A 26,957-nucleotide genomic window follows, 5' to 3' on the forward strand; every position below is an offset into this window, starting at 1 on the left:
CGCTTTGAATGGCTCAAACTCATTGCCATCAGAGGTTAAGTAGATATCTTGTGGTCGGACGCGATGGAGGCGGTAAGATCACTCATGAAGATTTCCGCCCTCAAGGACCGTCCCGATATGGCGGATGTGATTGCCGATCGTTGTTGGAACGCCTGGTGGACGGAGACACCAGTGTCTCAGGCGGAATATCGCGCTCATCTGGACCCGATGATCGAAGGCAAAGGCATACCGCTCGCTCTTGTGGCACATGAGCAAGGAAAATTTCTCGGCTCGGTCCTGTTAATCGAAAACGACCATGATGATCGGCCGCAGTATTCACCGTGGATAGCCGCTCTGTGGGTCGAGCCGGAGGCGCGGCGAAAAGGAATTGCGGCGAAGCTGATGGAGGCTGCTCGCAGCGAGGCTGTCAAGTTCGGGCACGGTGTATGCTATCTCTGTGCAACTGCCGACAATTCGCCCTACTACATGGCTCGCGGTTTCAGCCAAATCGAAGCCGATGTGTCTGGATTAAACATCTTTACGATCGGACGCTGACCGATTTATCCCGACTACTGTCACGGCATAGAAGCACCAATTGCGGTCATCTCTATGTGTTCAAGAATGTGCGCTCTCGACGCCATCTTTGCCGTTCATGGCAGGGAGTGACGGCTTTAAAGCAGACCTTGCAGGTGGTCGTCGGTCCGATATGGTGATCGCCGAGGGGCGCGATTGAGGTGTAGATGGCGATGCAAGATAAGAAATTCAGCGATGATGACCTTAAGGTTTTCGAGGCGAGCGGCGCGGCACCGCTGCCGGCAAATGGCTATGAAGGCTATGCGGATAACGAGGGCGCCCGGATCTGGTATGCAGCATACGGTTCCGGCGTCCCGGTGATCCTTTTGCATGGTGGCCTTGGCCACAGCGGCAACTGGGGCTTTCAGGTTACGGCGCTGGTCAATGCCGGCTATCGCGTAGTGCTCATCGACAGCCGCGGCCATGGCCGCAGCACGCGCGACGAGCGCCTCTACAAATACGAACTGATGGCTTCTGATGTTCTGGCCGTGATGGACACGCTGCGGCTGAACAAGGCGTCCCTGGTGGGTTGGAGCGACGGAGCATGCACCGCCTTGATCCTCGCCATGCACGCGCCTGATCGCGTTTCAGGCGTGTTCTTCTTCGGCTGCAACATGGACCCCAGCGGCACGAAGGAAATCCAGCCAAGCCCGGTTCTTGATCGCTGCTTCAGCAGGCACTCCAAGGATTACGCCGCCTTGTCGTCCACGCCGGGCCAGTTCGACGCATTCGTCAAAGCCGTCAGCCTCATGATGGAGACTGAACCAAATTATTCGGCGAGCGATCTGGCTCGTATCCAGCTTCCCGTTGCAATCGTGCAAAGCGAGCACGACGAATTCATCAAGCGTGAGCACGCCGAATATCTTGCGCAGAGCATTCGGTCAGCGGAACTGCTCATCCTGCCCGGCGTCAGTCACTTTGCGCCGCTGCAGAGGCCAGAGATATTCAACGAAGCGCTGCTGTCTTTCCTGGGCAAGGTCGCTTCTTGAGGCAACGCGAGGTCAGACCCTTGGCCGGACACACGGCCGCCGTCACCGGACGGCTCGCGCACGTCTCACCACTTGGATCGAAACATATTGCTCTAGCCGGGAACCTCAGGCGAGCTTGCGCCCGCTTGCCACGATCATGCCCGCAGCCCCTTCCAGCCAGCCGGCCTTCAGTTCGAGCGCCAGGAAACGCGAACGCTCGAATGGGCCGGGCATGACGAGGTGCCGGGCCTTGTCGGGAAAGAAGCCGAAACGTTCGTAATAGGCGGCATCGCCAACGAGCAGGATGGCGCCGTGGTCGCGCTTATGGGCCTCGGTGATCGCAGCCCGCATCAGCGCCGAACCGATGCCCTTGCCTTCGTGGTCGGCGTCGACAGCCAGAGGGCCGAGCAGCAGCGCATCGACCGGGTTGCCCTCGGTGGTGATGCCTGCCTCGACGTTCCAGAGCCGCACGCTGCCGATCACATGACCGTCCGAATCGCGGGCGACGAGTGCCAGGCCTTCGGCCGGAACACGGCCGCGGCGGATCTTTTCCGACGACTTCCGGCGCCGATCCGGCCCCATGGCGCGGTCGAGCAGGTTCTCGCGTGCCACGACGTCGGCCGGCGTCTCGGCGGCGATGGTGAAAGTGTTGGGCGCAAAGAGTGCGCGCACAGAATCAAGAACAGTGGCCATCCCGGCCTCCCGTTGCTCAAAACCGTTTCAGACGGTGTCGGACAATCATTGTGGATTTGCCGCCCCGGCTGGTTACGGGGCTGGCGGGGACGAACCCTTAGATGACGTAGGCCTTGAGCGGCTCGAAGCCGTTGAAGGCGACCGCCGAATAGGTCGTCGTATAGGCGCCGGTGCCTTCGATCAGAACCTCGTCGCCGATCGTCAACGAGACGGGCAGCGGATACATGTTCTTCTCGTAGAGCACGTCGGCCGAATCGCAGGTCGGGCCGGCGAGCACGCAGGGCTCCATCTCGTCCTGATCGCGCGCGGTGCGGATCGGGTAGCGGATGGCCTCGTCCATCGTCTCGGCGAGACCGCCGAACTTGCCAATGTCGAGGAAGACCCAGCGATGGTTGTCGTTGTCGGACTTCTTCGAGACGAGAACGACTTCCGCCTTGATGACGCCCGCATTGCCGACCATGCCGCGGCCCGGCTCGATGATCGTCTTCGGCAGGTTGTTTCCGAAGTGCTTGCGAAGCGATGCGAAGATCGCCTGGCCGTAGGCTTCTGCCGAAGGCACATCGCGCAGGTACTTGGTCGGGAAACCGCCGCCCATGTTGACCATCTTGAGCTCGATGCCCTGCTTGGCAAGCTGCGCGAAGACGCGGCGTGCGTCGGCCAGCGCCGAATCCCAAGCATCGACCTTCGTCATCTGCGAGCCGACATGGAAGGACACGCCGTAGGACTCGAGGCCCAGCTGGTGTGCGTAGACGAGCACGTCGACGGCCATCTGCGGCACGCAGCCGAACTTGCGCGAAAGCGGCCATTCGGCACCTTCGCCATCGGTCAGCACGCGGCAGAACACCTTCGCGCCGGGAGCGGCACGGGCGATCTTCTCGACTTCCTCATGGCTGTCGACGGCGAAGAGGCCGACGCCGAGCTCGAAGGCGCGGGCGATATCGCGCTCCTTCTTGATCGTGTTGCCGAAGGAAATGCGCTCGGCGGTAGCACCCGCCTCGAGCGCCATCTGGATTTCGGCGACCGAAGCGCAATCGAAGCTGGAGCCCAGCGAAGCGAGCAGCTTCAGGACTTCCGGAGCGGGATTTGCCTTCACCGCATAGTAGATCGCGCTGTCCGGCAGAGCATGACGGAAGGCGTGGAAATTGTCGCGCACGACATCGAGGTCGACGACGAGGCACGGGCCTTCCGGACGTCGGGTCTTGATGAAGTCGAGGATGCGAGCGGTGGTCATCGGTCAGTCCCCTTCAAAAATCTCAGGCTCCGGCGAGCCGGAGGACAAAGGACGGATGAGAATGCGCTCGGCCCAGCTGGTGGAGACACCGGACCGCAAACACGCTCAAACGCGCGAACTTTGGATCAACGCCCTGCCACGAGCGAAAATCCGGCTTTGTCTGCCATGGATTGGAGGGAATATCCCAACCGCACTTCCGGCAATGATGGTGTGCCTCTTCAGTATTGCAGGCTGATGGAAAGCCTACAGAGACCAGAAAGGCCCGCACCGTCGTTGCTTCAAGATGTCCTCGCATTTCCCGGTTGGCCGGAATAGCGACTGGAGGGGTTAGTTCCAGGTACCTTACCGATGACCTCACCTTAGGGATAAATCCCAATTCGAGGGTCGGCGGACACCCACAGGCACGTGCGACTTTGGGCAGCCGCGGAGATAAGAATATTCGCAGTCATAATCAAGAGATTTTTTCATCTTTCGGCTAAAAATCGCATTGCGCAATCAAGAGCAAAATCCCAACTAGGCTTCAGATTACGAGAGGGATGTGACTTGGATACTTTGACGCGCATGCGCGCCTTCATCGACGTGGTCGAGGCGGAAGGCTTTTCGGCAGCCGCCCGCAAGACGGGGCGCTCCAAGGCGCTGCTTTCGAAATACGTCCGCGAACTGGAAGACGACCTCGGCGCCTTGCTGCTCAACCGCACCACCCGCCAGTTCTCCATGACCGAAGCCGGCCACACCTATTACCGCACGGCAGCCGACATTCTGAAGGAAATCGACAATCTCGCCGACCTGGTGCGCGAGAACAATGCCGATCTCAAGGGCAGGCTACGGGTTTCGGTGCCGCGCACCTTCATCGACGCGGAAGTCGGCCAGTCGCTGATCGATTTCGCCAAGGGGCATCCGGAGGTCTCGCTCGAAATCGTCGCGGAGGACCGCTTCGTCGATCTGATCGAGGAGAATTTCGATCTCGCCATCCGAATCACCAAGCTGGAGGATTCGGGCCTCATCGCCCGCAAGCTCTCCGATTTCCGGGTCTACACCGTGGCGACCGCCGATTTCGTTGCAAAGCATGGACCCTTCGAACATCCGCAGGACCTGAACCGCGTTCCCTTCATCATCGACACCAATTCCCGCTGGCACAACAATGTCCGCTTCACCGGTCCGGAGGGCAACACGATCTCCGTTTCGGTGAGCGGCCCGATCGAGGTCAACAGCCCGCAAACGACGCTGCGGGCGGCGCGCGCCGGGCTCGGCGTCGCGATCATTCCGGATTTCATCGCCGCACCCTCCATCCAGTCGGGCGAACTCGTGACGCTTTTCGACGACTACATCGCCAAGGACCGGGGGATCTATGCGGTCTATCCGCACCGCCGCTACCTGCCGGCCAAGGTCAGGAGCTTCGTGGACTTCCTCTCCACCTGGTTCCGCAGGCATCCGCACTGAGTCGAAATTCCGTCCCATTTGCGCTGCACACAACGCAGCGATATCTATGCCCCCTCATCCGGTCCTTCGGACCACCTTCTTCCCGACGGGAGAAGGAGAGGTGCCGCGCCGCCGCCGCTCCTCCTCTCCCTCTCGGGGAGGGTCGCCAAGCGAAGCGGAGGGGGAATTTTTTGTTAGCCGTCAACCGGCCGGGGAACCTAGGGCGAATGCGATATAGAATCCTCACCATAGCCGCGCTGGCGGCCGCCGCGGCGCCGCTGCCGGCACTCGCCCATCCCCACATCTTTGCCGAGGCGCGGCTGGAGGTGATTGCCGGCGACGACGGCATGATCTCCGAACTGCGCAATGTCTGGCGTTTCGACGAGATGTTCTCCTCGAGCGTGCTCCTCGACTTCGACAAGAACACCGACCTGAAGCTGGACGAGCAAGAACTTGCCGAACTCGGTGAGGTAATGCGCACGTCGCTCGCCGAATTCCATTATTTCACGACAATGACGGCCGATGGCGCCAATGTGGGCGTGCAGAAGCCGGACGCTATCCATGTTTCCTACGACGAGGGGCAGATCCTCGTCTTCTTCGCGGTGAAGCCGGAAAAGCCGATACCGGCGAAAGGCAAGCTCACCTTCGGGGTCTACGATCCCTCCATGTACACGGCGATCGACTTTCCGACCGACAACGACCTCGTGGCCGAGGGCAAGGCGCTTGCTGCCTGCAAGCACCAGGTGGTGAGACCCGATCCCGACGAGATCATCTCGCAGAACAGCGCGACGCTGACCGACGCGTTCTTCAACGACCCGACGGGAAACGATATGACGAAACTCTTTGCGACCCGACTTGAGGTGACATGCTGAGGAAGAGCCGACCCCTCATCTTTGCCGCGCTCGCGGCGCTCCTGCTGGCGGCCGCCGGCGCCCATGCCCAATCTCCCCTCGGGGTCGGCTCCGCCGAACCCTCCTTCAGCGTCAGCGGGCCGCTCGGCGGCTTCTTCGCCTGGATCAACACCCACCAGCAGGCCTTCTACCGGGCGCTGACGGCAGCACTCCGCGCCATGCGCGAGGACCCGTGGGCGCTGACCGGCCTGATCGGCCTTTCCTTCGCCTATGGCGTCTTCCATGCGGCCGGCCCCGGCCACGGCAAGGCGGTGATCTCCTCCTACATGGTCGCCAACGAGACGGCGCTGAAACGCGGCATCCTGATCTCCTTCATCTCGGCTCTGGTGCAGGGCGCCACGGCCGTCCTGCTGGTCGGCGCCGCCTATTTCGCGCTGCGCGGCACCGGCATCACCATGACCCGCGCTACCTGGGCGATGGAGGTGGCGAGCTTCGCCCTCATCGCGCTGTTCGGCGCCTGGCTGCTGCTGCGCAAGCTGCACGCGCTTAAGATGCGCGTCGTCACGGTTTCCGAACCCGTTGCGGCCGGCATCGGCAAGGGCCCGACCGGCCTGCGCTTCGAGGCGGTCGAGATCGACGACCACGAATATCGCGGCTCGGGCGGCGCCTGCGAGACCTGCGGCAACGCCCATATCCCCGATCCGGCCCTCCTGAAGGGACGTGATTTCAGCCTCCATGAGGCCTGGTCGGCAATCATCGCAGTCGGCCTTCGCCCCTGCTCCGGCGCGATCCTGGTGATGAGCTTCTCGCTGCTCAATGGGCTCTATCTCGGCGGGCTGCTTTCGGTGCTCGCCATGTCCATCGGCACGGCGATCACGGTTGCGATCCTCGCCATCCTCGCCGTCACCGCCAAGGACCTCGCCGTGCGTTTTGCTGGCCCCGGTTCGAGGAAGGCCATGTGGGCCGGCACGGCGATCGAGATCGCCGGCGCCCTCTTCGTGCTCCTGATGGGGCTGATCCTGCTCGGAGCTTCGCTGCAGGGCTAGAGCGTCACGACGATCTTGCCGAACTGCTCGTTCGATTCCAGGAAGCGGTGAGCCTCGACGATCCGCTCGAAAGGAAATGTCCTGGCGATGACCGGCTTCAACGCGCCGGCGGCGAGACCCTTCACGATGAACGCCTTGGCGGCTTCCAGGCGATCCGGGTCGGCGCTGATCTCGTGAACGAGATAGCCGCGCAGCGTCAGGGATTTGGCGAGCACAGCAAAGATCGGGAAGGGTGTCGGATCGGGGCTCAGCGCGCCGTATTCGATGAGGATGCCGCCGCGCGACATGGCAGTCGTCAAAGGTTCGAAATTCGGCCCGCCGATCGGATCGAACACCACCCGCACGCCCTCCAGGCCGGCGATCTCGGCAAGCCGTGCCCCGAGATCCTCTTCGGCGGAAGCGATGACATGCGCGGCGCCCGTTTCCAGCAGGGCCTCTCTCTTGGCCGATGTTCGCGTGACCGCGATTGCGGTTGCGCCAACCATGTTGGTGATCTGGATCGCCGCAATCCCGACGCTGCTCGATGCCGCGGTGATGACGACGAAATCGTCGGGGCTGAGCGCCGCGATGTCGATCAACGCCCCATAGGCCGTGAGATATTGCATCCAGACGGCGGCGGCCTCCTCCCAGCTCAGCGACGGCGGATGCCTGACGACATGGTTCGCGGGAAAGGTAGCGAGCTCCCCATAGGCCGGCCAGCGGATCATCGATCGGGGCGGCACGACGCTGACGGCATCGCCGACAGCAAAATCCGTCACCCCCTCGCCCACACTCTCCACAATGCCGGCAGCCTCCAGTCCAAGGCCCGACGGCAGGACGGCGGTCTCGATATAGGTGCCGGACCGCAGCAATGCCTCGGCGCGATTGAGGCCGAGCGCCTTCACCCGGATGCGGACCTCGCCCTCACGTGGCGCGAGCATATCGATATCGTCTATCCGCAGGACTTCCGGACCACCAAGCTCATGAAAGCGAATAACACGCGTCATCGGCAACACTCCAAAACAGTTGAATGGAATGAGCTATGACAGGCGCAAATTCCGCGATAAATAGCGCTTCACGCATGATAGTAGAAACCAAAGATTTTCAATATGGACCGCCTTACCAGCATGGCCGTGTTCGTGAAAGCAGTTGACACGGGCTCCTTCGCCGCGGCGGCGCATGCGCTCGACCTTTCAGGCCCGATGGTCGGCAAGCATATCCGCTTCCTGGAGGACCGGCTCGGCATGCGGCTTCTCAACCGCACGACGCGCCGCCAGAGCCTCACCGATTTCGGACGGGCCTATTACGAGCGGTGCCGGATCGTGCTTGCGGAAACGGAAGCCGCGGAAGCGCTTGCGGCCGACCAGCTCATGGAGCCGCGCGGAAAGCTGAGGGTCACCATGCCGGTGCATTTCGGCCGGCATTGCGCCATGCCGGTCCTCATGGACCTGGCGCGGCAGTATCCGGCTCTTGAGCTGGAGCTTTCCTTCAACGATCGGCTGACCGATCTTGCGGAGGACGGCTTCGACCTCGCCATCCGGACGGGAAGCCTTCAGGACCGGGCGGACGTCATCGCCCGGCGCGTCGCGCGCCAGAGCATGATCGTCTGCGCCGCGCCTTCCTATCTTGAAACGCACGGCCGGCCGGAGAGGTTGGAAGACCTGGCGGAACACCAGGCCGTCGTCTATCGCCGGACAGGCCCGGTTTCTCCCTGGCTTTTCCCCCGCGAGGGATCGCCTCCGTTGGAAATCGCTCCCCAAAGCCAATTCCGGCTCGATGACCTCGATGCGATCGCCGACGCCGCGACCGCAGGCATGGGGCTTGCCTGGCTTCCATGCTGGCTGGTGAGGGAACGTATCCGGACGGGCAAGCTCACCCTGCTCCTGCCCGATGAACCGACCTTTCTTTACGACGTCCAGGCGCTTTGGCTGAAGACGCCGCATCTGCCGCGAAAGGTCCGCCTCGCCGTCGATGCGCTGGCGGCGGCCCTGCCCCGGTTCATGGGCCTGAATACGGCTATTTTCCCCGCTGGTAGCGCGCCCTGAGCCAGAAGACCAGAAAGAAGGCGAGCACCGCAGCAATGCCGAAGGCGGCGGCAAGCCAGGGCGAGAATTCCGCCAGCCACAGCATGATCGGCGGCATGGCGAAGAACAGGATCAGGAAGCCTGCAAGGATGATCGCGGCCGCAATCGCCGGAGAGCGCTTCTCGGTCATGCCGTGGCTTCCTTGGCGAGGTCGGCCCGGATCTCCTCCAGCCGCCGTTTCTGCTGCCCGGCCTCGTCGAAATTCTCCGGCGCGAGCCAGGCCTCGAATGCGGCTCTCAGAAGCGGCCATTCGCCGTCGATCATCGAGAACCAGGCGGTGTCGCGATTGGCTCCCCTGGAGATGACGTGCTGGCGGAAAACTCCCTCGAAAGTGAAGCCGTAGCGTCTGGCCGTCACCTTGCTCGCCTCGTTCTCGTTGTGGCACTTCCATTCGTAGCGGCGGTAGCCGAGGTCGTCGAAAACGTGCCTCGCCATCAGGTAATGAGCCTCGGTCGCAAGCGGCGAGCGCTTCATGTCCGCCCCATGGGCGACGGAGCCCACTTCCACCACGCCGTTCTTCGGGTCGGGGCGCATATAGCTCGCCATGCCGACGACCTTGCCGCTCGCATTGTCGCGGAAGACGAGCGTCACGAAGCCGAGATTGGCGTTCGCATTTTCGAGCCAAGCGTCCAGCTCTTCCGCCCTGGAATAGTCCTGGTTCGGGAAAAATCTGAGCAGCGCGTTGATGTCGGCGGCGCCGCCGAGCGCCTCCCAGAGCGGCTGGAGATGCTTTTCCCTCTCATAGGGTTCGAGAGTGACGAAACGGCCCTTGAGGGTGACCGGAGCGGGTACCGGGACCTTGTAGTTCGTGAGATCGCGCATGATGGCCTCTGCTTTGGAGCCAAGAGGCTTAGGCCAGAGGTGCGGGAAAGGCAACGGGGCGAGTGGCGTACACTCGACAACTCCCCCTCTGGCCTACCGGCCATCTCCCCCACAAGGGGGAGAAGACCCGAGGCACCGTATCGGCCCTATTTCGAAGAGCGCGCGGCAGATCAAGCCCTCCCCATTGTGGGGAGGGGTTGGGGAGCCTGAATGGAGGCTAGATTAAACCTTCACCTTCGCAGCCGAAACGGTCGCATCGATATGGTCGATGAGTGCGTCGGCAAGGCCGAGGCGGCCGGCAAGCATGTCGAGATAGCCGCGTTCGACGCGCGTATCCGGATCGATGGTGAGCCTCGAGGCGGTATAGAGTTCCACCTTCTGCTCCTCGGTGCGGGCAGCCGCAATGAGACCGTCGAGATCAATCGGATTGGCGAGCTCCTTCTCGATGAAGGCTTCCGCCTCCGCGCCAAGATCGACCGCATGAACCTTGTCCATGATGCCCGCACGCTCGGTCTCGTCGATATGGCCGTCAGCCTTGGCGGCGGCGATCATCGCCCGCACCAGGGTCAGCGCGAAATCATTGGTCAGCGCCGGAGACTGGGGATGGAAAGGAGAATCCGCGGGCGGCGGCAAAAGCGGCGTGTCGGCCTGGGGTTGCGGCTGCGGCGCCGTCTGCGGCGACTGGCCGGACTGGTAATTCTTATAGGCGAGATAGCCGAGACCCGCTATCGCCGCGAGCCCACCCAGCCCGGCGGCATTGCCGGCGAGCTTGCGGCCCGTCTTGGTGCCGAGAACGGCGGCGAGGATCGCGCCGGTTGCCAACGGATTGTTGCGGGCAAGATCGGTGGCCTGCCCTGCCCGCTCCCTGACCGTTCCGGAAACTCCCGGTATCTGCGAGCCGAGGAATTGGTCGAGCAGCTTCTTGGCATCAAACATCGCGTCATCTCCCTGTTGAGGTTCCAAGAAGATAGTGCGCCGATGTGAAATTACAAAGATGGGTTGCGGTCAGCCTTTCGGCAGCGTTAAGCCTTGAGAGCCGCCGCTTCGGAAGCGAGCTTGGTGATGCCCGCCCAGTCGCCCGCCGAGACGAGTTCCTTCGGCGCCACCCAGGAACCGCCAACGCAGACGACGTTCGGCAGCGAGAGATAATCCCTGGCGTTCTTGAGCGAAATGCCGCCGGTCGGGCAGAAGAACGTGCCCGTGAGCGGCGAGGAAAGCGCCTTGAGATAGGCCGCGCCGCCGGCCTGCTCCGCGGGGAAGAATTTCAGGACCTCGTAGCCCGCCTCACGCAGCGCCATGGCTTCGCTTGCCGTCGCAGCGCCCGGCAGCAACGGAACCTCGGAACCCCTGGCGGCATCCAGCACGCCGGGCGTGACGCCGGGGCTGACGATGAAGGTGGAACCGGCCTTCACGGCGGCGTCGAAATCGCGCGCGTTGAGGATCGTGCCGGCGCCGACATTGGCCCCCTCGACTTCGCTCGCCACCGCCTTGACGGCATCGAGCGCCGCCGGCGTGCGCATGGTGATTTCGATCGCCTTCAGCCCACCCGCGACGAGCGCTCTCGCAAGCCCGACCGCCGATTTCGCGTCGTCGACGATGAGAACCGGCACCACCGGCTGCAGCTTCAGGATGGAAAGCAGCTTTTCGGTCTTGCCGGCCATGGCGTCGTCTCCGCTAAAAACGTTTGAAAACTCGGCCTGCAGATAGCGCGCGGCTTCGCTCTTGTCGAGAAAAGCTTGCCCCCTTGCCGAGAAAAAATGCCGGTGCGTGGCAAAGCGGGGCTTGTCACAACCCATCTTTGCCATAGGGTAGAAAAATTCCTGACCACGGTGATTGCATATGGCCAAGGAAATCGAACGGAAGTTTCTGGTGAAAGGCGATGGCTGGCGAAGCGAAGCCACCTCGTCGAAGAATTTCGTCCAAGCCTATATCGCTGCCATGGACGACCGCTCGGTGCGCGTGCGGCTGGTCGACGGCAAGCGCGCCACGCTGACTGTCAAGATCGGCAGCACGTCTTTCTCGCGCGACGAGTTCGAGTACGCGATCCCCTTGAGCGATGCCGAGGAACTGCTCTCCAGCGCCATCGGCATCATTCTGGAAAAGCGGCGCTATACCGTGGAGCACGAGGGCTTCACTTGGGAGGTGGACGTCTATGGCGGCGTCTATCGCGGCCTCGTCGTCGCCGAAGTGGAATTGCAGGACGAGGCGGACACACCCGAACTTCCCGACTGGATCGGCCGTGAGGTGACCGGAGACGGACGCTATTCCAACATGGTGATGGCCACCGAGAATGTCAGTGCGGAGCTGCGTCATGCCATTTCGCGTCCGGCCCGCTAAACCCTTCACCGGGGAGTTCCGGGCGATCGCCCGACGCCAGCTTTCCCATGCGATCGCTTTCCTGGAGGAGCAGCCCGGAGGCCCTCACGAGGCGATCCACGACGCCCGCAAGAAGTTCAAGCGGCTGCGTGCCCTCTACCGGCTCGTCCAGCCGGACGCGAAGGAATTCCGGCGGCGCGAAAACGCCCGCATCCGCGACATGGGAAGGACGCTCTCGACGGTGCGTGACGCGACCGCACTCGTGGAGACGCTGAACTATCTGGCGGGGGAAGCCGCATCGCCGGAGGAACTGAAGGCGCTTGCCTTCGCCTCCAAGGTGTTGATCGAGCGCCGCGACCGGATCGCCGCCGAGGAAACGGATCTTCCGGCCAAGATCGCCGCAGCCGTCGCGGAATGCCGGGAGGCGAGCGCCGCGCTCGACGAACTTTCTCTCGACGATTCCCCCAAAAAGACCGCGAAACGTCTCGCCAAGGCCTGGAGCAAGCAGCGGCTGAGGGCGCTCGAGGCGCTCGAAGCCTGCGAAGAGAACGCCGATGCGGAGGCCTTCCACGCTCTGCGCAAGAGCGGACAGACCTATTGGATGCACCTTTCGCTTCTCAACGACGTCTGGCCCTCTGCCATGGCTGCCAAAAAGCGGGAGGCCAAGCACCTGGTCGACATCCTTGGCCACGAGCACGACCTTTCCGTGCTGACGGAGCTTGTCAACGAGAGCCCCGAACTCTTCGGCGACAGCGACACACTGGCGCTGCTGATCGGCGCGATCATCACCCGTCAGCAGGCGCTGCGCCGCGAAGCACTCGACCGGGCCGAGGAGGTATTCGCCGACCACGCCGCGGAAGAAAGCGCTTTGATCGCCGCACTTTGGGAAAGGGCCGCCTCCGGTCCCAAGGCCCGGGAAAAGGCAAAACGGAAAAATTCCGGAAATGGCCAATTGGCGCATCAGTTGCGCGGACAGTGATCTCGCTGTATTTCAGCGCCATGACCGATAACCCGACCCAAACCCGCCCGGATGAAACGGGCTCCTTCCTCGTGGCCGCGCTTTACCACTTCGCGCGCTTTTCTCGCTGCGAGAGCTTTCGCGCGCCCCTGCAGGAGTTCTGCGACCAGAACGGCATCAAGGGAACGCTGCTGATCGCCGCCGAAGGCATCAACGGCACCGTCGCGGGTTCGGACGAGGCGATCGGCGGCCTTATTGCCTTCCTGCACGCTCAGCCGGAATTCGCCGGCCTGGAGCACAAGGAAAGCCGGGCCTCGAAAATGCCCTTCCTGCGCATGAAGGTGCGCGTGAAGAAGGAGATCGTCACCATGGGCGTCGAGGATATCGACCCCAACCGCATCGTCGGCACCTATGTGGAGCCGAAGGACTGGAACGCGCTGATCTCCGATCCGGAGACGATCGTCATCGACACCCGCAACGACTACGAGACGGCGATCGGCATATTCAAGGGCGCGGTCGATCCGCAGACCAAGACATTTCGCGAGTTCCCCGACTGGGTGAAGAACAATACGGGCCTGCACAACAAGCCGAAGATCGCCATGTACTGCACCGGCGGCATCCGTTGCGAGAAGGCCACCGCCTTCATGAAGGAGCAGGGTTTCGACGAGGTCTACCACCTCAAGGGCGGCATCCTGAAATACCTGGAAGAAGTGCCGGAAGAGGAAAGCCTCTGGGAAGGCGCCTGCTTCGTCTTCGACGACCGAGTCTCGGTGGAGCATGGGTTGAAGGAGGGCAATCACCGGCTCTGCCACGCCTGCCGCAACCCGATCACGGCCGAGGAGATAACCTCGCCCTATTACGAGGAAGGCGTCTCCTGCAGCAATTGCTACCACAGCCGCACGGAGGAAGACCGGTTGCGGTACCGCCAGCGCCAGCATCAGATCGCGCTTGCCAGGAAGCGTGGCGAGAAGCACCTGGGAAGCTGACTCCCCTCATCCGGCTCTGGTGAGTAATCAAGCGACACCGAGCGAAGCCGAACCAATAGCCTACCCGGCCACCGCCCCGCCCGGCCCGCTGCCGCGATGGAGGATTTCGATCTCTTCCGCGCTGACCGGCCTGCCGAAGAAATAGCCCTGCAGCTCGTCGCAGCCGCTGATCTTCAAGAGCGTGGCCTGCTCTTCCGTCTCAACGCCTTCCGCCGTGACCGGGATATCGAGCGAACGGGCGAGCGCCACCGTCGCCTGCAGCATGTTGACGGCGTGGCTGCCCTCCTCCAGCGCCACGATCAGCGACCGGTCGATCTTCATCCGGTCGAAGCCGAACTGGCGCAGATAGCCGACGCTCGAGAAACCCGCACCGAAATCGTCGAGCGAGACCTTCAGGCCGAGCCGCTTCAGCTTGGCGATCGTCGAGCGAGCCCGCTTCGGATTCTGGATGAAATAGCCTTCGGTGACCTCCAGCGTCACCCGGCCGGCATCGAAGCCGGTCTTTTGCAGGATCGAGGCGACATGGATGGAGAAGGCGGGATCGCGGAACTGGCCGGGCGAGATGTTGACAGCGAGATTGAGCCCCGGCCATCGGCGCAGCGTCTCGCAGGCGCGGTAGAGAACAAAGAGGCCGAGCTGGTCGATAAGCCCGGTCGACTCGGCGATGGGAATGAAGACCTCCGGCGGAACGGGGCCGTAGCCCTTGCGGTCCCAGCGCACCAGCGCCTCGACGCCGGTGAGCCGCCAATCCTCCGCTGCGACGACCGGCTGGAAGACCACCGAAAGCTCCCGCCGCTCGATGGCGATGCGTAGATCCACCTCTAGCTGGTTGCGCTCGTGCCGCTCGGCATCCATTTCCGGATGGTAGTGCTCGGCGCGTCCCCGGCCGTTTTCCTTGGCCTCGTACATGGCGAGATCGGCGCGCCGCACCAGCTCCTCGCCCTTGACCGAGCCGCGCGGCGAGATGGCGACGCCGATGCAGGTGCCAATGGCCGCGACCCGCTCGCCGATCACGAAAGGCTCGCCGAAGAAGCCTAGGATGCGGTCGCAGAGAATGCCGGCGGTCCTGCCCACTTCCTCGCCCGAAAGCGCGATCGCGAACTCGTCGCCGCCGACGCGGGCAAGGACCACCTCCTCGCCCACCAGGGTCTTCAGACCGGCAGCGACGCCGCGGATCAACTGGTCGCCCGTACCGTGCCCGTAGGAATCGTTGACCTCCTTGAAGCCGTCGAGATCGAGATAGAGGAGTGCTACATCCGAGCCGCCCTGCCGTCCCGCCTCCACGAGATCGTCCAGCGCGGCGAAGAAACCGGTGCGGTTGAGCAGACCGCTCAAGCGGTCGAGCATGGCGAGCCTGCGCGCCGCCGCCTCCTCCGTCTCCAGCCTTTTCAGCGCCTTGGTGCCGCTCACGAAGAGGAGGAGGAAGAACAGGCCCACCATGGTGAGCGCGGAGAGCACCAGCGGCCGGACCTGGGCATAGCTCGCGTCTCCCGGCAGACGGGAACGCCAGGTGAGCTTCGCGAGAATATTGCCGTGGGGGCTTCTCACCTCCACCGCGTTCTGCGGCTCCTCACCGGCTTTCGCGAAACGCAGCCCGTCGATCACATAGGTCTGGGCAAGCCTTTCCACCCTGGCCGGCGTCAGATGGCGGGCGAAGATCAGGTAACGGTGCTGATCCCTCGGCTTGTCGAGCGCGCCCGACTTCTCCCGGATAAGCGCGACACCGACGGCCACGACACCTTTCTTCGTGCTCGAAAAGCCGACGGCCTCGGGCTTCGTCCCGGAGCCGGCCGTGCTTGCCAGATCGAAGAGCGTCCACAGCGACGGACCGAAATATTCCCGTGGCGACCACGTCGCCGGCACCCCGTCCTGATAGGACATCAGCACGTTCTGCCGGATATCCATGACGATCGCGATATCGAAGAGATCGCTGTTGACCGTCATGTCGCCGAAATTGCTGACGATCCATTCCCGGTCGTCTCCATAGACGAACTGCGCGGCATCGTCCCAGGCGGCGTAATCGTTCAGCGTGGCCTGGAGCTGATCGCGGAAAGTGTGGATCGCGCCGGTAGTCGTTTCGCGGGATCGCTCGTCATCGAGCCGGTTGGCGTTGTCCGTTACCCGGTTGAGAGCCGTCAGCACGAAAAGCGTGACCAGCACCACGACGATCGCGAACACAAGCAGCACCGCAGTCACGGCGGAGCGACGTCCGACCGCGACAGTCCGCCGGAAACGTGTCGGTAGAAGCCGCATCAGATACCTCGCACTGCGTGCATCCGTTTTGGGCCTTAATCCTTCAAATCCGGTTAAACCCAAGAAGAAGGCCGGTTCCCCGCGGAAACCGGCCTCCAACCATCACAATAATGCTTGGCGGATTACCAGCTCGGGATGAGCGCGCCCTTGAACTCTTCGTTGATGAAGGTCCTGATCTTGTCGTCGTGGTAGGATTCTACCAGGGTCTTGACCCACGGCTTGTCCTTATCTTCTGCGCGCACGGCGATGACGTTGGCGTAAGGAGACTTCTCGCCTTCGATGGCGATGGCGTCTTCCTTCGGATGAAGGTCGGCTTCCAACGCGTAGTTGGTGTTGATCACGGCCGCATCGACATCGGCGAGCGAGCGCGGAAGCTGGGCCGCGTCAAGCTCGGTGAACTCGATGTTCTTCGGGTTTTCGGTGACGTCGGCCGGAGTAACCGTCAGGCCCTTCGTCTCGTCGACCTTGATCAGGCCCTTCGACGCAAGCACCAGCAGCGCGCGGCCGCCATTGGTCGGATCGTTCGGGATGGCGATCGTCGCGCCGTCTTCCAGCTCGTCGAGGCTCTTCACCTTGCTGGAATAGACGCCCATCGGCGTGGTGATGGTGGTGCCGACGCTGACGAGATCGAACTTGCGATCAGCGATCTGGTTGTCGAGATAGGGCTGGTGCTGGAAGGAATTGGCGTTGAGATCGCCATCGGCGAGCGCCTGGTTCGGAACCACGTAATCGGAAAATTCGAGGATTTCGATGTCGAGACCCTTGGTCTTGGCGATTTCCTTCACCTGTTCCATGATCTGGGCGTGCTCGCCGGGGGTCACGCCGACTTTGATGGTTTCGGCAAGGGCGGTGCCGGCTGCAAGCGCTGCAAAGGCCGCCGCGAGAATGAGTTTCTTCATGGGTGTCTCCTTGGTTTGCGTTGGTTTTCTTGGAATTCAGGTCTTGCGGTTGCGCTTGTCGAACCGGCGGGCGAGCGCGTCACCCGCACTCTGGACGAGCTGCACGAGAAGGATCAGCACCGCCACGACGGCGAGCATCACTTCCGGCATGAAGCGCTGGTAGCCGTAGCGGATGCCGAGATCCCCAAGCCCCCCGCCGCCGACCGCGCCCACCATGGCCGAATAGCCGATCAGGCTGACGATGGTCATGGTGAAGGCGAGCGTGATACCGGGGCGCGCTTCGGCAAGCAGCACCTTGAAGACGATCTGGACGGGCGTGGCGCCCATGGCGCGCGCGGCCTCGATCAGTCCCTTGTCGATCTCGCGGATTGATGCCTCGACCAGCCGCGCGAAGAAGGGAACGGTGGCGATGGTGAGCGGCACGATCGCCGCATTGGTGCCGATCGACGTACCGGTGACGAGACGCGTGAACGGAATGATCGCCACCACCAGGATGATGAACGGCGTAGAGCGGGCGGCATTGATGATGAGGCCCATCACCCGGTTGGTGACGGGTGCGGGAAAGAGTTCGCCCTTGCCGCTGGTGGCCAGGAAGACGCCGATCGGCAGCCCGATCAGCGAGCCGATGAGGCCGGCGATCGCGACCATCTGCAGCGTCTGCCCAAGCGATTTCGTAAGCAGATTGACGAGCATCTCAAGCGACATAGCCGAGCACCTCCGTGGCAAGGCCGGTTTCGGCATAGAAGCGGTTGGCGCGCTCCAGCACATCGGGATCGGAGGGATACGCCACGACGAGCGAACCATAGGGCTCGCCGGCAATCTCTTCGATGCTTCCCGCCAGTATGTTGACGTCGGCGCCAAGTTCGGTGACCAGCCGCCCCGTCAGGGGCTGAAAGGCCGTCGTGCCGAAGAAAATCAGCCGCACCACGATACGGTCGCCGGCAGAAGGCTCCGGCTTCAAATTGGGGCGAAGCCATTCCGGCAGCTTGGTTCCGAGCGCTGCCGAAAGCAGCGCCCGCGTGGTCTCGTGCTTTGCGCCGGTGAAGACATCGAAGGTACGGCCCGCCTCGACGATCTTGCCGCGGTCGATCACCGCGACATCGGAGGCAATAGTCTTCACCACCTCCATTTCATGGGTGATGAGCAGCACGGTCAGGCCGAGCTCGGCATTGATCTGCTTGAGAAGGTCGAGAATGGACTGGGTGGTTTCCGGATCGAGCGCGGAGGTCGCCTCGTCGGAGAGTAGGAGCTTCGGCTCAGTGGCGAGCGCACGGGCGATGCCGATGCGCTGCTTCTGGCCGCCGGATAGCTCCGCCGGATAGCGGCCGGATTTGTCTCCGAGCCCGACGAGTTCGAGGAGCGGACCGACGCGGTCCCTGATCTTCTGCCGATCCATGCCGGCGATCTCGAGCGGCAGCGCCACGTTATCGAAGGCCGTGCGGGAGGACAGCAGGTTGAAGTGCTGGAAGATCATGCCGACCTGGCGGCGCAGGTCCCTGAGGCCGGTTTCGCCGAGTTCGCCCACCTCGACGCCATCCACCACCACGCGGCCGGAGGTCGCCTTTTCAAGGCCATTGACGAGGCGGATGAGCGTGGACTTGCCCGCGCCCGAACGACCGATGATGCCGGTGATGGCGCCCCGCGCGATCGTAAGGTCGATGCCGTCGAGGGCGGTGAACTGGTTTTCGTCGTCGCCGCTTCCGAAGCGCTTGGTCACGGCTTCGAATGCCACCATTGGCCTGGCACCCGCCTCGGCCGGCGCGGATCGAACCGCTGCAAATTGGATCGTCATCTGGTACTCACGGATTGGGTCTGGTCACTCGGCGGCTTTGTAACCGCTCCTGCATGCTTTAGCCAAGCAGGCTGCACATTCGATGACAGACAATGTTCCGGAGCATCAAGTCGGCTTTCACTTCAAGGGGCCGGAGCGGCCTCGTTTCTGCCGCATAGATGCCCGCAGTCCGTTTATTTTGACAGGGATGTTTTTCCCTTTCAACGCGAAATCAGGAAAAATCTTCTCGCAAGCGCGAGTGCGCCCGTTTGCTTACGCAATTTCGGACGGAAAACCGGTTCCCACTTTTCCTGGAATTGCTTAGTGGTTGCCCTTCGGGAACTGCGAGGCAAGCTCGCGATACCACTTGCCGCTTTTCTTGACGGTGCGCTCCTGGGTGCCGTAGTCCACGTGCACGAGGCCGAAGCGCATGCGATAGCCTTCCGCCCATTCGAAATTGTCCATCAGGCTCCAGGCGAAATAGCCGCGCAGCGGATAACCGTCCGCAACGAGATCGGCGGCGACCGAAAGATGCTCGGCGTAGTAGTCCAGCCGCGGCTGGTCGTCCACCTCGCCATCCACCACGCCCATGTTATAGCACGCGCCGTTTTCGGTGATGTAACAATCCGGCAGGTCGTAGCGGCGATAAAGCTCCTCCACCAGCGACTTCAGCGCCGGCGAATAGACCTCCCAGCCGATATCGGTGACCGTTTCGGCGACGAAGGGCGCCGGTGTCGTCGCGGGGAATTCCGCGCCTTCCGCGGGATCGGCAAGGACGCGCATCGGCGTGTAATAGTTGAGGCCCCACCAGTCGAGCTTTTGGCTGATCACGTCGAGATCGCCCTCCTCCACCGGAGGCATTCGGTCACCCAGAGCCTCCACGAGACTTGCCGGATACTCTCCCTTGAAGACCGGATCGAAGAAGGAACCGTTGTGGAAATCGAAGGCGCGTTCGGCCGCCGCCTTGTCTTCCGCGCTCTCGCTGCCCGCGATGACGGAATGGGCATTCAGCACCAGCCCGACCGGCACGTTCGGCGCCACATGGCGGATCGCCTCGACGCCGAGGCCGTGCGCGAGGTTAGTGGTGTGCATGGCCGCAAGCGCCGCTTCCATATTGCGCTCGCCGGGTGCATGCACGCCGTAGAGATGGGAGAGCCAGACCGAACACCAGGGTTCGTTGAAGGTGGCGACCGCATCCAGCCGGTCGCCGAGCCGCGCCATGACCACTTTCGCATAGCGCTGGAAGGCATAGGCCGTGGAGCGGGCCGTCCAGCCACCCTCGCCCATCAATGCCAGCGGCAGGTCCCAATGATAGAGCGTCGCATAGGTCTTGATGCCGCGCGCCTTGCAGCCGTCGAGCAGCCGGTCGTAGAAATCGAGCCCTTTTTCGTTCACCCGGCCGATGCCGTCAGGAATTATGCGCGGCCAGGCAATGGAGAACCGGTAGGCTGCCACGCCCATCTCGCTGATGAGATCGAGATCCTCCTCCCAGCGATTGTAATGGTCGCAGGCGACATCGCCGTTATGACGATTGTAGACGCGCCCCGGCATGTTGGAGAAGGCGTCCCAGATGGAGGGTTTGCGGCCATCCGCCTTGGCGGCCCCTTCGATCTGATAGGAGGCCGTGGCCACGCCGAACAGGAAATCGCCGGGAAAGCGGGAGGCGAGGGTCTTGGGATCGATCATGGTGCCTGCCTCTCTGTTCGTTGCCGGAAAACCGGCGTTCCAGCGGCGATTTAATCAACGAGAGCGCGGTTGTACAGGTTTGCGGCGGAGATTTCTGCAACGTTGCAGGGGTGAGCACGGCCTATTCTCCGTCATCCCTGTGCTTGTCACAGGGATCCAGCCACGGCGCGTCTGCGCCGTGAATGAATTCATTTATCCAATGGGTCTCTCGCGCCCAAAGACTTGGGCGCGCTGGATTCCTGTGACAAGCACAGGAATGACGGTGTCATGCGTAACGCAACGACACCGCATAACGCTCTCAAACCTTCACCCAGGCCCCGTTCTTCTTCGAGGAGGCCACGCAGGCCTCGACGAAGGCGACGCCCTTAACGCCGTCGTCGACGGTCGGGTAGATGACGCCCTTGTCCAGCTTGGCGCCCTTCTTCTTCGCGTTGATGGCGTGGGCGGCTTCCGTATAGATCGTCGCGAAGGCTTCGAGATAGCCTTCCGGATGGCCGGACGGAATGCGGGAGACGCGGGCGGCGGCCGCACCTGCACCCGCGCCGTTGCGGGTGATGAGCCGCTTCGGCTCGCCGAACGGCGTGAACCACAGATAGTTCGGATCGGCCTGCACCCATTCGATGCCGCCCTTGGTGCCATAGACGCGGATCTTCAAGCCGTTCTCATGGCCGGGCGCCACCTGGCTGCACCAGAGCATGCCCTTGGCACCGCCTTCGAAGCGCAGCAGCACATGCGCGTTGTCATCGAGCCTGCGGCCCTCCACGAAGCTGTCGAGATCGGCGGCGAGGCTTTCGAGCGTCAGCCCCGTGATGAAGGAGGCGAGGTTATAGGCATGCGTGCCGATATCGCCGGTCGAACCGCCCACCCCCGACTGCGCCGGATCGGTACGCCACACGGCCTGCTTGGCGCCGGTCTGTTCCACAGCTTCCGTCAGCCAGTCCTGCGGATATTCCACCTGCACGACGCGGATCTTGCCGAGATCGCCGTTGGCGATCATCTCGCGGGCCTGACGCACCATCGGATAACCGGTGTAGTTATGGGTGAGGATGAAGAGCGCATCGCTCTCGTCCGCCACCTTCTTGAGCTTTTTCGCGTCAGTGAGATTGGAGGTGAGCGGCTTGTCGCAGATCACATGGATGCCGCGCCGGAGAAATTCCTTCGCGGCCTCGTAGTGCACATGATTGGGCGTGACGATCGATACGGCCTCGATGCCGTTCTTCAGCCGCGCCTCGCGGATCGCCATTTCCTTGTAGCTGCCATAGGTGCGGGCGGGATCGAGCCCCAGATCGCGGCCGGAAGCGATCGCCTTTTCCGGCGTGGAGGAAAGCGCTCCCGCCACCAGATCGAACTGGTCGTCCAGCCTTGCGGCCATGCGGTGCACCGCGCCGATGAAGGCGCCCGCTCCGCCGCCCACCATGCCGAGCCTAATGCGGGGCTCGCGCGCCTGTTCGTCCTTACCTTCGATTGCCATGAAATATCCTCTCCTGAACCTCTTGTTTGCGAGGAAGATTCCCCCTCTGGCCTGCCGGCCATCTCCCCCACAAGGGGGGAGAAAACTCGCGGCACTGTCTCTGCCCTAGGCAACAACGGTGCGGCAGGTTAAGCCCCTCCCCCTTGTGGGGAAGGGTTGGGGAGGGGAATTCTTCTTTAAAGCCCCAGCATCCGCCGGTTGGCCGCTTCGTCCGTGCCGCCGGAGGCGAAGTCGTCGAAGGCCTTTTCGGTGACGCGGATGATATGCGCCTTGACGAACTCGGCGCCCTCGCGCGCGCCGTCTTCCGGATGCTTCAAAGCGCATTCCCATTCGACCACGGCCCAGCCGTCGAAATCGTTCGCCGCCATCTTGGAGAAGATCGACCCGAAATCCACCTGTCCGTCGCCCGGCGAGCGGAAGCGCCCCGCCCGCTGCACCCAGCCCTGATAACCGCCATAGACGCCCTGCCGGCCGGTCGGATTGAATTCCGCGTCCTTGACGTGGAACATCTTGATCCGGTCCTTGTAGATGTCGATGTTGTCCAGATAATCGAGGCACTGCAGCACGTAGTGCGACGGGTCGTAGAGCATGTTGGCGCGGGAATGATTCTTCACCCGCTCCAGGAACATCTCGAAGGTGACGCCGTCATGCAGGTCTTCGCCCGGATGGATCTCGTAGCAGACGTCGACGCCGCATTCGTCCGCATGATTCAGGATCGGGGTCCAGCGGCGGGCGAGTTCGTCGAAAGCAGTTTCCACGAGACCGGCCGGGCGCTGCGGCCAGGGATAGATGAAGGGCCAGGCGAGCGCGCCGGAAAAGGTCGCATGCGCCTTGATGCCGAGGTTCTTCGAGGCGGTAAGCGCCATCTTCACCTGATCGACGGCCCATTCCTGGCGCGCCTTCGGATTGCCGCGCATCTCCGGTACGGTGAAGCCGTCAAAGGCCTCGTCATAGGCCGGGTGCACGGCCACGAGCTGGCCCTGAAGATGGGTGGAAAGCTCGGTCACCTCGACGCCGTTCTGGCGGGCGATGCCGGCGAATTCGTCGCAATAATCCTTCGAGGTGGCGGCCTTTTTCAGGTCGATGAGCTGGCTCGCCCAGGTCGGCACCTGCACGCCGACATAGCCCTTCTCGGCGGCCCATTTGGTGATGCCGTCCCAGGTATTGAACGGGGCTGCATCGCCCGCGAACTGGCCGAGGAAAATGGCCGGGCCCTTGATCGTCTTCATGATGTTTCTCCTCGTCTGAAACGCGATGATCGGGAGGATCGCGAAAATGCCGTGCGCCGAAACAAGCGGCTGGCGGATGACTGGAAAGGAATGATCGAAAGAGGGCGCGCACGAAGGCCGTGCGCGCCCCGAGATTTCATCAGAACGGAGAATCCGGGAAGTAGAACTGCTCGGCATTGTCCTTGGTCACCAGCGTGGCGTCGAGGATGTATTCGCCGCTGACCGGAACCTGATCGTAGAAATTGGCGGCGGTGAGCTGCATGGCGGTCGCCACCATCGCCGGCGGATAGAGAACATCGACCGGCACCATCTTGTCCCCGTCGATGACCCGCTTCACCATGTCCTTCGAGCCTGCGCCGCCGACGACATACTGAATGTCGCTGCGGTTCGCCTGCTGGATGGCTTCGAGCACGCCGACCAGCATGTCGTCGTCCTGAGCCCAGACCACGTCGATCTTCGGATACTTGGTGAGGTAGTCCTGCATGACGCGGAAGGCGTCGTCGCGGTTCCAGTTGCCGTACTGGCGCTCCAGAACCTTGACGTTCGAGCCCTTGATACCTTCATCGAAGCCGTCCTGGCGCTGCTGGTCGATCGGAATCGGCAGGCCGCGGATGACGACGACCTCAGCCTCCGGCGTGGTCTTGGCGATGTATTGGCCCGCCACGCGGCCGAGAGCCGGGTTGTTGCCGGCCACATAGAGGTCGCGGATCGTGTTGTCGTTGACGCTCGGCGCGCGGTCGACAAGAGCGACATAGGTGCCGGCGTCCTTGACCTGCTGGATGGCGTTGACGAGCTGATCCGGGTCCGTCGGCAGGATGACGAGGGCATTGATGCCCTGGACGGCAAGGTCCTGCACGGCATTCGCCTGGCTCGCCGGATCGGCGGAGGTCTTGACGATGACGTTGAGGCCTGGATGCTCTTCCATCAGAAGCTTGGCGACGCGTTCGGCATGAAAGACGACGCCGGCCGTCCAGCCGTGGTCGGCGGCCGGAATGGAGACGCCGATCGTCACCTTCTTTTCCTCCTGCGCCCAGCCGAGGCTGGGGCCGAGGGCAACCGAAGCGGCAAGCGCGGCGGCGGCCAGCCCGAAAGTTCTTCTACGCATGTTCTCTCTCCCAAGATGTTTTGCGGGGTATTCGATACTTGAGCCAGGCGCCCCCGATCCGCCCGGCCTGTCTCTTATGATCTGCGCATCAGCGACCGCTGCACGAGCATGGCGATGATGATGATCGCCCCCTGAATTGCGCCGATCAGGTATTCGCTGACGAAGTTCGAAAGCAGCATGATGTTGCCGACGATCTCCAGGATGAAGGCGCCGCAGACCGTGCCCCAGATGCGCCCGACCCCGCCGCGCAGCGCCGTGCCGCCTACGACGACCGCCGTGATCGCCTGCAGCTCCCACAGGATGCCGGTGGTGGCGGATGTGGAACCGAGGCGCGGGACGTAGAGCAGCACGGCGACAGCGACGCAGAGGCCCTGGATGACATAGGCGATGGTGCGCACCTTCCTGACCGAGATGCCGGAATAGCGCGCGACGTCCTCGTTGGAGCCCACCGCGATCACGTGCCGTCCATAGCGCGTGCGGTAGAGCACGAAGGCGGCGAGCGCGGCTGTGACGAAGATCGCCACGATCGGCACGGGAACGCCGAAGATGTCTCCGAAATAGACCGGGCGGTAGAGCGCTTGCAGCTCGCGGTCGCGCAGCGTGATGGCGCCGCCCTGGGAAAGCCAGGTGGTGAGCCCGCGATAGATGCCCATCGTGCCGAGCGTGGCGATGAAGGGCTCGATCCTGCCCACGGTGGTGATCAGACCGTTGAAAAGGCCGCAGGCAGCACCCAGCAGAAGGGCCAGCAGCATGCCCGCGATCAGCAGCATCATCGGATCGGCGATCGGCGCTGCGTTCAGGAACAGGATCATCAGGCTCGCAACGAAGGCGACCATGGAGCCGACCGAAAGATCGAGCCCGCCCGACGAGATGACATAGGTCGCCCCGAGCGCGATGATGGCGATGAAGGCGCTGCGGGTGACGACGTTGAGGATATTGGCGACCGAAACGAAGTTCGGATTGGCGAAATAGCCGAGGATGAGGAGCAGCGCGAGCGCGATGAAGGGCGCGATCGCGGCCATGTCCCAATCCCGCGAGGTCTTCGGCGCCTTGGCTGTTTCGGTGGCGGCGGTGGTCATCACGCGGCCTCCCCGGTCTTCACGCCCGTTGCCAGCACCACGATCTCATTCTCGTTCATATGGTCTCCCGTGACTTCGCCGACGATCCGGCTGGACCGCATGACCAGGATGCGGTCGCAGATGCCGATCAGTTCCTGCATTTCGGAGGAGACCACGATGATCGAGCGCCCCTCCTCCGCGAGTTTGGCGATGAATTTATAGATCTGTTCTTTGTTGCCGATGTCGATGCCGCGCGTCGGCTCGTCGATAATGACGATCGAGGGATCGAGCATCATCATCTTGGCGAGCAACAGCTTCTGCTGGTTGCCGCCCGAAAGCTGGCCAGCGAGAATATCCTTCCGGCCGGTGCGGATATCGAATTCGCGGATCGCCTCGTCGAGCGCATCGCTCTCGCGCTTGCGGTCGATCTGGAGGGCGTTGACGAACTTGCCGAGCGAGGCGAGCGTCAGGTTGACGCGCAGGTCCTTCGTCAGCAGCAGGCCCTTGCCCTTCCGATCTTCCGAAAGGTAGGCGATGCCCGCCTTCAGGCTCGCATGCACATCCTGGAAACTGATCGGCTTGCCGTTGAGACGAACCGTGCCGCGGCTCGGCCTCAAGCCCACGAGACCTTCCATCAGCTCCGTGCGCCCGGCGCCGACGAGACCGGCAAAGCCGAGAATTTCACCCTTGCGGAGCTGGAAGGACGCATCCTGCGCATAGCCGGGAACGTCGAGATGCTCGACTTCCAGCACCACTTCGCGCGCAACGCCGGCATGACGATCCGGATAAAGCTTGGCGACGTCGCGCCCGACCATCAGCCGCGCCATGTCGGCGGGCTCCAGTTCGCTCGCATCGTGCGAGGCGACGAGTCGGCCGTCGCGCAGCACCGTCACGCGGTCGGCGATCTCCTTCACCTCCGGCAGGCGGTGAGAAATGTAGAGGACGGCGACGCCCTTGGCGCGGATATCCTTGATGACCTTGAGCAGCGCCTCGGTCTCGTGCGGCGTCAGCGACGCGGTCGGCTCGTCGAAGATCACGACCCGATGCGGCACGAGCAGCACGCGGGCGATCTGCACGAGCTGGCGCTGGGCGATCGACAGCCGCGAGACGATGGCGTTCGGATCGATATCGCCGCCGAGATCGCGGATCGCCTTTGCCGCGCTCTCGTTCATGGCGCGGTCGTCCACCGTCAGGCCCTTTTTGAGTTCCCGGCCGAGATAGATGTTCTGCGCGACCGTGAGGTCGGGCGCGAGGAGGATTTCCTGATGCACCAGCACGATGCCGCGGTTTTCGGCATCCACCGGACCGGAAAAGGTAACCGGCTGACCATCCATCCGCATCTCGCCGCGCGTCGGCGGCTGGTTGCCGGCAAGAATTTTCATCAGCGTCGATTTGCCCGCACCGTTCTCGCCGATGATGGCGTGAACCTCACCTGCCTTGACAGTCAGGCCGATGTCGCGCAGCACTTCCACGATGCCAAAGGTCTTGGAAAGGCCGACCGCCTCCAGAAGCGGAGCGCTGTCGTGCGAGATCGCCGCAGTCATGCCCGGCCACCGCGAAAATAGCGCCCGCACGACTTC

At 62.9% G+C, this 26,957-nt stretch carries 27 protein-coding genes; 10 read left to right on the top strand and 17 right to left on the bottom strand.

What is annotated here, in order from left to right; genetic code table 11:
• Positions 1-84: 84 nt before the first annotated feature.
• Positions 85-534, top strand: a complete 450-nt coding sequence (locus YH62_RS29480) for a GNAT family N-acetyltransferase (protein WP_046794727.1) — start codon at positions 85-87, stop codon at positions 532-534.
• A 185-nt stretch (positions 535-719) separates the two neighbouring features.
• Complete coding sequence (locus tag YH62_RS13505) at positions 720-1,541, top strand: alpha/beta hydrolase (protein WP_197082523.1); 822 nt, start codon at positions 720-722, stop codon at positions 1,539-1,541.
• 105 nt (positions 1,542-1,646) lie between these two features.
• On the opposite strand, the gene YH62_RS13510 is transcribed toward YH62_RS13505, so the two are convergent.
• Complete coding sequence (locus tag YH62_RS13510) at positions 1,647-2,213, bottom strand: N-acetyltransferase (protein WP_046794728.1); 567 nt, start codon at positions 2,211-2,213, stop codon at positions 1,647-1,649.
• Positions 2,214-2,310: 97 nt separating this feature from the next.
• Positions 2,311-3,444, bottom strand: a complete 1,134-nt coding sequence (gene odc2, locus YH62_RS13515; RefSeq protein WP_046794729.1) for an ornithine/lysine decarboxylase — start codon at positions 3,442-3,444, stop codon at positions 2,311-2,313.
• A gap of 543 nt (positions 3,445-3,987) precedes the next feature.
• On the opposite strand from odc2, the gene YH62_RS13520 reads away from it, so the two are divergent.
• The 3 genes from YH62_RS13520 (at position 3,988) to YH62_RS13530 (ending at position 6,760) form a co-directional block, all read left to right on the top strand.
• On the top strand, positions 3,988-4,884 hold the full coding sequence (locus tag YH62_RS13520) for a LysR family transcriptional regulator (protein WP_046794730.1): 897 nt from the start codon (positions 3,988-3,990) through the stop codon (positions 4,882-4,884).
• A gap of 206 nt (positions 4,885-5,090) precedes the next feature.
• On the top strand, positions 5,091-5,735 hold the full coding sequence (locus tag YH62_RS13525; RefSeq protein ID WP_046794731.1) for a DUF1007 family protein: 645 nt from the start codon (positions 5,091-5,093) through the stop codon (positions 5,733-5,735).
• Entirely contained in the window at positions 5,729-6,760 is a 1,032-nt protein-coding gene (locus YH62_RS13530) for a nickel/cobalt transporter (RefSeq protein ID WP_046794732.1), read from the top strand. Before YH62_RS13525 ends, YH62_RS13530 begins: the two co-directional genes overlap by 7 nt.
• Here the strand turns inward: YH62_RS13530 and YH62_RS13535 are convergent.
• The gene (locus tag YH62_RS13535) at positions 6,757-7,746 is read right to left on the bottom strand and encodes a zinc-dependent alcohol dehydrogenase family protein (protein ID WP_046794733.1); all 990 of its coding nucleotides are present in this window, start codon (positions 7,744-7,746) and stop codon (positions 6,757-6,759) included. The genes YH62_RS13530 and YH62_RS13535 overlap by 4 nt on opposite strands.
• A gap of 102 nt (positions 7,747-7,848) precedes the next feature.
• On the opposite strand from YH62_RS13535, the gene YH62_RS13540 reads away from it, so the two are divergent.
• Positions 7,849-8,784: a LysR family transcriptional regulator gene (locus tag YH62_RS13540; RefSeq protein ID WP_046794734.1), complete on the top strand. Its 936-nt coding sequence runs from the start codon at positions 7,849-7,851 to the stop codon at positions 8,782-8,784.
• On the opposite strand, the gene YH62_RS13545 is transcribed toward YH62_RS13540, so the two are convergent.
• The 4 genes from YH62_RS13545 to YH62_RS13560 form a co-directional block, all read right to left on the bottom strand.
• Positions 8,756-8,953 carry a hypothetical protein gene (locus YH62_RS13545; protein WP_046794735.1) on the bottom strand — a complete coding sequence of 66 codons (198 nt, stop codon included), beginning with the start codon at positions 8,951-8,953 and terminating at the stop codon, positions 8,756-8,758. The genes YH62_RS13540 and YH62_RS13545 overlap by 29 nt on opposite strands.
• On the bottom strand, positions 8,950-9,645 hold the full coding sequence (locus tag YH62_RS13550) for a GNAT family protein (protein ID WP_046794736.1): 696 nt from the start codon (positions 9,643-9,645) through the stop codon (positions 8,950-8,952). Before YH62_RS13550 ends, YH62_RS13545 begins: the two co-directional genes overlap by 4 nt.
• A gap of 222 nt (positions 9,646-9,867) precedes the next feature.
• A complete protein-coding gene (locus tag YH62_RS13555; RefSeq protein ID WP_046794737.1) occupies positions 9,868-10,581 on the bottom strand; it encodes a tellurite resistance TerB family protein in 714 nt (237 codons plus the stop codon).
• Between the two features lie 86 nt (positions 10,582-10,667).
• Entirely contained in the window at positions 10,668-11,306 is a 639-nt protein-coding gene (locus tag YH62_RS13560) for a 2-dehydro-3-deoxy-phosphogluconate aldolase (protein WP_046795089.1), read from the bottom strand.
• A gap of 178 nt (positions 11,307-11,484) precedes the next feature.
• Between YH62_RS13560 and YH62_RS13565 the strand changes: the two genes are divergently transcribed.
• Genes YH62_RS13565 through YH62_RS13575 form a run of 3 tightly spaced genes read left to right on the top strand, consistent with a single transcriptional unit; the run spans position 11,485 to position 13,905 of the window.
• Positions 11,485-11,982: a CYTH domain-containing protein gene (locus tag YH62_RS13565; protein WP_046794738.1), complete on the top strand. Its 498-nt coding sequence runs from the start codon at positions 11,485-11,487 to the stop codon at positions 11,980-11,982.
• Positions 11,957-12,940, top strand: coding sequence for a CHAD domain-containing protein (locus YH62_RS13570; protein ID WP_046794739.1), 984 nt, complete (start codon positions 11,957-11,959; stop codon positions 12,938-12,940). The genes YH62_RS13565 and YH62_RS13570 overlap by 26 nt, the downstream gene beginning before the upstream one ends.
• Before the next feature lie 20 nt (positions 12,941-12,960).
• The gene (locus YH62_RS13575) at positions 12,961-13,905 is read left to right on the top strand and encodes a rhodanese-related sulfurtransferase (RefSeq protein ID WP_046795090.1); all 945 of its coding nucleotides are present in this window, start codon (positions 12,961-12,963) and stop codon (positions 13,903-13,905) included.
• 60 nt (positions 13,906-13,965) lie between these two features.
• Here YH62_RS13575 and YH62_RS13580 read toward each other — a convergent pair whose 3' ends face one another.
• The 4 genes from YH62_RS13580 to YH62_RS13595 form a co-directional block, all read right to left on the bottom strand.
• Positions 13,966-16,158 (bottom strand): EAL domain-containing protein, encoded by a 2,193-nt coding sequence (locus tag YH62_RS13580; RefSeq protein WP_046794740.1) that lies wholly within the window; start codon positions 16,156-16,158, stop codon positions 13,966-13,968.
• A gap of 122 nt (positions 16,159-16,280) precedes the next feature.
• A complete protein-coding gene (locus YH62_RS13585; RefSeq protein ID WP_046794741.1) occupies positions 16,281-17,057 on the bottom strand; it encodes a MetQ/NlpA family ABC transporter substrate-binding protein in 777 nt (258 codons plus the stop codon).
• Between the two features lie 36 nt (positions 17,058-17,093).
• Positions 17,094-17,762 (bottom strand): methionine ABC transporter permease, encoded by a 669-nt coding sequence (locus YH62_RS13590; protein ID WP_046794742.1) that lies wholly within the window; start codon positions 17,760-17,762, stop codon positions 17,094-17,096.
• Positions 17,752-18,792, bottom strand: coding sequence for an ATP-binding cassette domain-containing protein (locus tag YH62_RS13595; RefSeq protein ID WP_082118363.1), 1,041 nt, complete (start codon positions 18,790-18,792; stop codon positions 17,752-17,754). The genes YH62_RS13590 and YH62_RS13595 overlap by 11 nt, the downstream gene beginning before the upstream one ends.
• Positions 18,793-18,931: 139 nt before the next feature.
• Here YH62_RS13595 and YH62_RS30100 point away from each other — a divergent pair, with 139 nt between their 5' ends.
• Positions 18,932-19,153, top strand: coding sequence for a hypothetical protein (locus YH62_RS30100; RefSeq protein ID WP_137326807.1), 222 nt, complete (start codon positions 18,932-18,934; stop codon positions 19,151-19,153).
• On the opposite strand, the gene YH62_RS13600 is transcribed toward YH62_RS30100, so the two are convergent.
• From YH62_RS13600 to YH62_RS13625, 6 genes are all read right to left on the bottom strand, one after another.
• Positions 19,150-20,514: a GH1 family beta-glucosidase gene (locus YH62_RS13600; RefSeq protein WP_046794744.1), complete on the bottom strand. Its 1,365-nt coding sequence runs from the start codon at positions 20,512-20,514 to the stop codon at positions 19,150-19,152. The two genes, YH62_RS30100 and YH62_RS13600, sit on opposite strands and share 4 nt — an antisense overlap.
• A 298-nt stretch (positions 20,515-20,812) precedes the next feature.
• Positions 20,813-21,985: a Gfo/Idh/MocA family oxidoreductase gene (locus YH62_RS13605; protein WP_046794745.1), complete on the bottom strand. Its 1,173-nt coding sequence runs from the start codon at positions 21,983-21,985 to the stop codon at positions 20,813-20,815.
• 176 nt (positions 21,986-22,161) lie between these two features.
• Positions 22,162-23,214, bottom strand: a complete 1,053-nt coding sequence (locus YH62_RS13610) for a sugar phosphate isomerase/epimerase (RefSeq protein ID WP_046794746.1) — start codon at positions 23,212-23,214, stop codon at positions 22,162-22,164.
• 139 nt (positions 23,215-23,353) lie between these two features.
• On the bottom strand, positions 23,354-24,319 hold the full coding sequence (locus YH62_RS13615; RefSeq protein ID WP_046794747.1) for a substrate-binding domain-containing protein: 966 nt from the start codon (positions 24,317-24,319) through the stop codon (positions 23,354-23,356).
• Positions 24,320-24,393: 74 nt separating this feature from the next.
• The gene (locus YH62_RS13620; protein WP_046794748.1) at positions 24,394-25,398 is read right to left on the bottom strand and encodes an ABC transporter permease; all 1,005 of its coding nucleotides are present in this window, start codon (positions 25,396-25,398) and stop codon (positions 24,394-24,396) included.
• Complete coding sequence (locus YH62_RS13625) at positions 25,398-26,921, bottom strand: sugar ABC transporter ATP-binding protein (protein WP_046794749.1); 1,524 nt, start codon at positions 26,919-26,921, stop codon at positions 25,398-25,400. Before YH62_RS13625 ends, YH62_RS13620 begins: the two co-directional genes overlap by 1 nt.
• Between the last annotated feature and the right edge of the window lie 36 nt (positions 26,922-26,957).

It is taken from the genome of Rhizobium sp. LC145 (assembly GCF_001005825.1).
Classification (GTDB): Bacteria; Pseudomonadota; Alphaproteobacteria; order Rhizobiales; family Rhizobiaceae; genus Neorhizobium.

What these genes read in the sequence shown, in the direction of transcription:
- YH62_RS13565 (WP_046794738.1), top strand. Translation starts at nt 11,485, where the DNA reads ATGGCCAAGGAAATCGAACGGAAGTTTCTGGTGAAAGGCGATGGCTGG.
- YH62_RS13595 (WP_082118363.1), bottom strand. Translation starts at nt 18,792, where the DNA reads ATGGTGGCATTCGAAGCCGTGACCAAGCGCTTCGGAAGCGGCGACGAC.
- YH62_RS13585 (WP_046794741.1), bottom strand. Translation starts at nt 17,057, where the DNA reads ATGAAGAAACTCATTCTCGCGGCGGCCTTTGCAGCGCTTGCAGCCGGC.
- YH62_RS13590 (WP_046794742.1), bottom strand. Translation starts at nt 17,762, where the DNA reads ATGTCGCTTGAGATGCTCGTCAATCTGCTTACGAAATCGCTTGGGCAG.
- YH62_RS13550 (WP_046794736.1), bottom strand. Translation starts at nt 9,645, where the DNA reads ATGCGCGATCTCACGAACTACAAGGTCCCGGTACCCGCTCCGGTCACC.
- YH62_RS13625 (WP_046794749.1), bottom strand. Translation starts at nt 26,921, where the DNA reads ATGACTGCGGCGATCTCGCACGACAGCGCTCCGCTTCTGGAGGCGGTC.
- YH62_RS13505 (WP_197082523.1), top strand. Translation starts at nt 720, where the DNA reads ATGGCGATGCAAGATAAGAAATTCAGCGATGATGACCTTAAGGTTTTC.
- YH62_RS13540 (WP_046794734.1), top strand. Translation starts at nt 7,849, where the DNA reads ATGGACCGCCTTACCAGCATGGCCGTGTTCGTGAAAGCAGTTGACACG.
- YH62_RS13535 (WP_046794733.1), bottom strand. Translation starts at nt 7,746, where the DNA reads ATGACGCGTGTTATTCGCTTTCATGAGCTTGGTGGTCCGGAAGTCCTG.
- YH62_RS13560 (WP_046795089.1), bottom strand. Translation starts at nt 11,306, where the DNA reads ATGGCCGGCAAGACCGAAAAGCTGCTTTCCATCCTGAAGCTGCAGCCG.
- YH62_RS13615 (WP_046794747.1), bottom strand. Translation starts at nt 24,319, where the DNA reads ATGCGTAGAAGAACTTTCGGGCTGGCCGCCGCCGCGCTTGCCGCTTCG.
- YH62_RS13555 (WP_046794737.1), bottom strand. Translation starts at nt 10,581, where the DNA reads ATGTTTGATGCCAAGAAGCTGCTCGACCAATTCCTCGGCTCGCAGATA.
- YH62_RS13575 (WP_046795090.1), top strand. Translation starts at nt 12,961, where the DNA reads ATGACCGATAACCCGACCCAAACCCGCCCGGATGAAACGGGCTCCTTC.
- odc2 (WP_046794729.1), bottom strand. Translation starts at nt 3,444, where the DNA reads ATGACCACCGCTCGCATCCTCGACTTCATCAAGACCCGACGTCCGGAA.
- YH62_RS13570 (WP_046794739.1), top strand. Translation starts at nt 11,957, where the DNA reads ATGCCATTTCGCGTCCGGCCCGCTAAACCCTTCACCGGGGAGTTCCGG.
- YH62_RS13580 (WP_046794740.1), bottom strand. Translation starts at nt 16,158, where the DNA reads ATGCGGCTTCTACCGACACGTTTCCGGCGGACTGTCGCGGTCGGACGT.
- YH62_RS13525 (WP_046794731.1), top strand. Translation starts at nt 5,091, where the DNA reads ATGCGATATAGAATCCTCACCATAGCCGCGCTGGCGGCCGCCGCGGCG.
- YH62_RS13600 (WP_046794744.1), bottom strand. Translation starts at nt 20,514, where the DNA reads ATGATCGATCCCAAGACCCTCGCCTCCCGCTTTCCCGGCGATTTCCTG.
- YH62_RS30100 (WP_137326807.1), top strand. Translation starts at nt 18,932, where the DNA reads ATGACAGACAATGTTCCGGAGCATCAAGTCGGCTTTCACTTCAAGGGG.
- YH62_RS13545 (WP_046794735.1), bottom strand. Translation starts at nt 8,953, where the DNA reads ATGACCGAGAAGCGCTCTCCGGCGATTGCGGCCGCGATCATCCTTGCA.
- YH62_RS29480 (WP_046794727.1), top strand. Translation starts at nt 85, where the DNA reads ATGAAGATTTCCGCCCTCAAGGACCGTCCCGATATGGCGGATGTGATT.
- YH62_RS13605 (WP_046794745.1), bottom strand. Translation starts at nt 21,985, where the DNA reads ATGGCAATCGAAGGTAAGGACGAACAGGCGCGCGAGCCCCGCATTAGG.
- YH62_RS13510 (WP_046794728.1), bottom strand. Translation starts at nt 2,213, where the DNA reads ATGGCCACTGTTCTTGATTCTGTGCGCGCACTCTTTGCGCCCAACACT.
- YH62_RS13530 (WP_046794732.1), top strand. Translation starts at nt 5,729, where the DNA reads ATGCTGAGGAAGAGCCGACCCCTCATCTTTGCCGCGCTCGCGGCGCTC.
- YH62_RS13620 (WP_046794748.1), bottom strand. Translation starts at nt 25,398, where the DNA reads ATGACCACCGCCGCCACCGAAACAGCCAAGGCGCCGAAGACCTCGCGG.
- YH62_RS13610 (WP_046794746.1), bottom strand. Translation starts at nt 23,214, where the DNA reads ATGAAGACGATCAAGGGCCCGGCCATTTTCCTCGGCCAGTTCGCGGGC.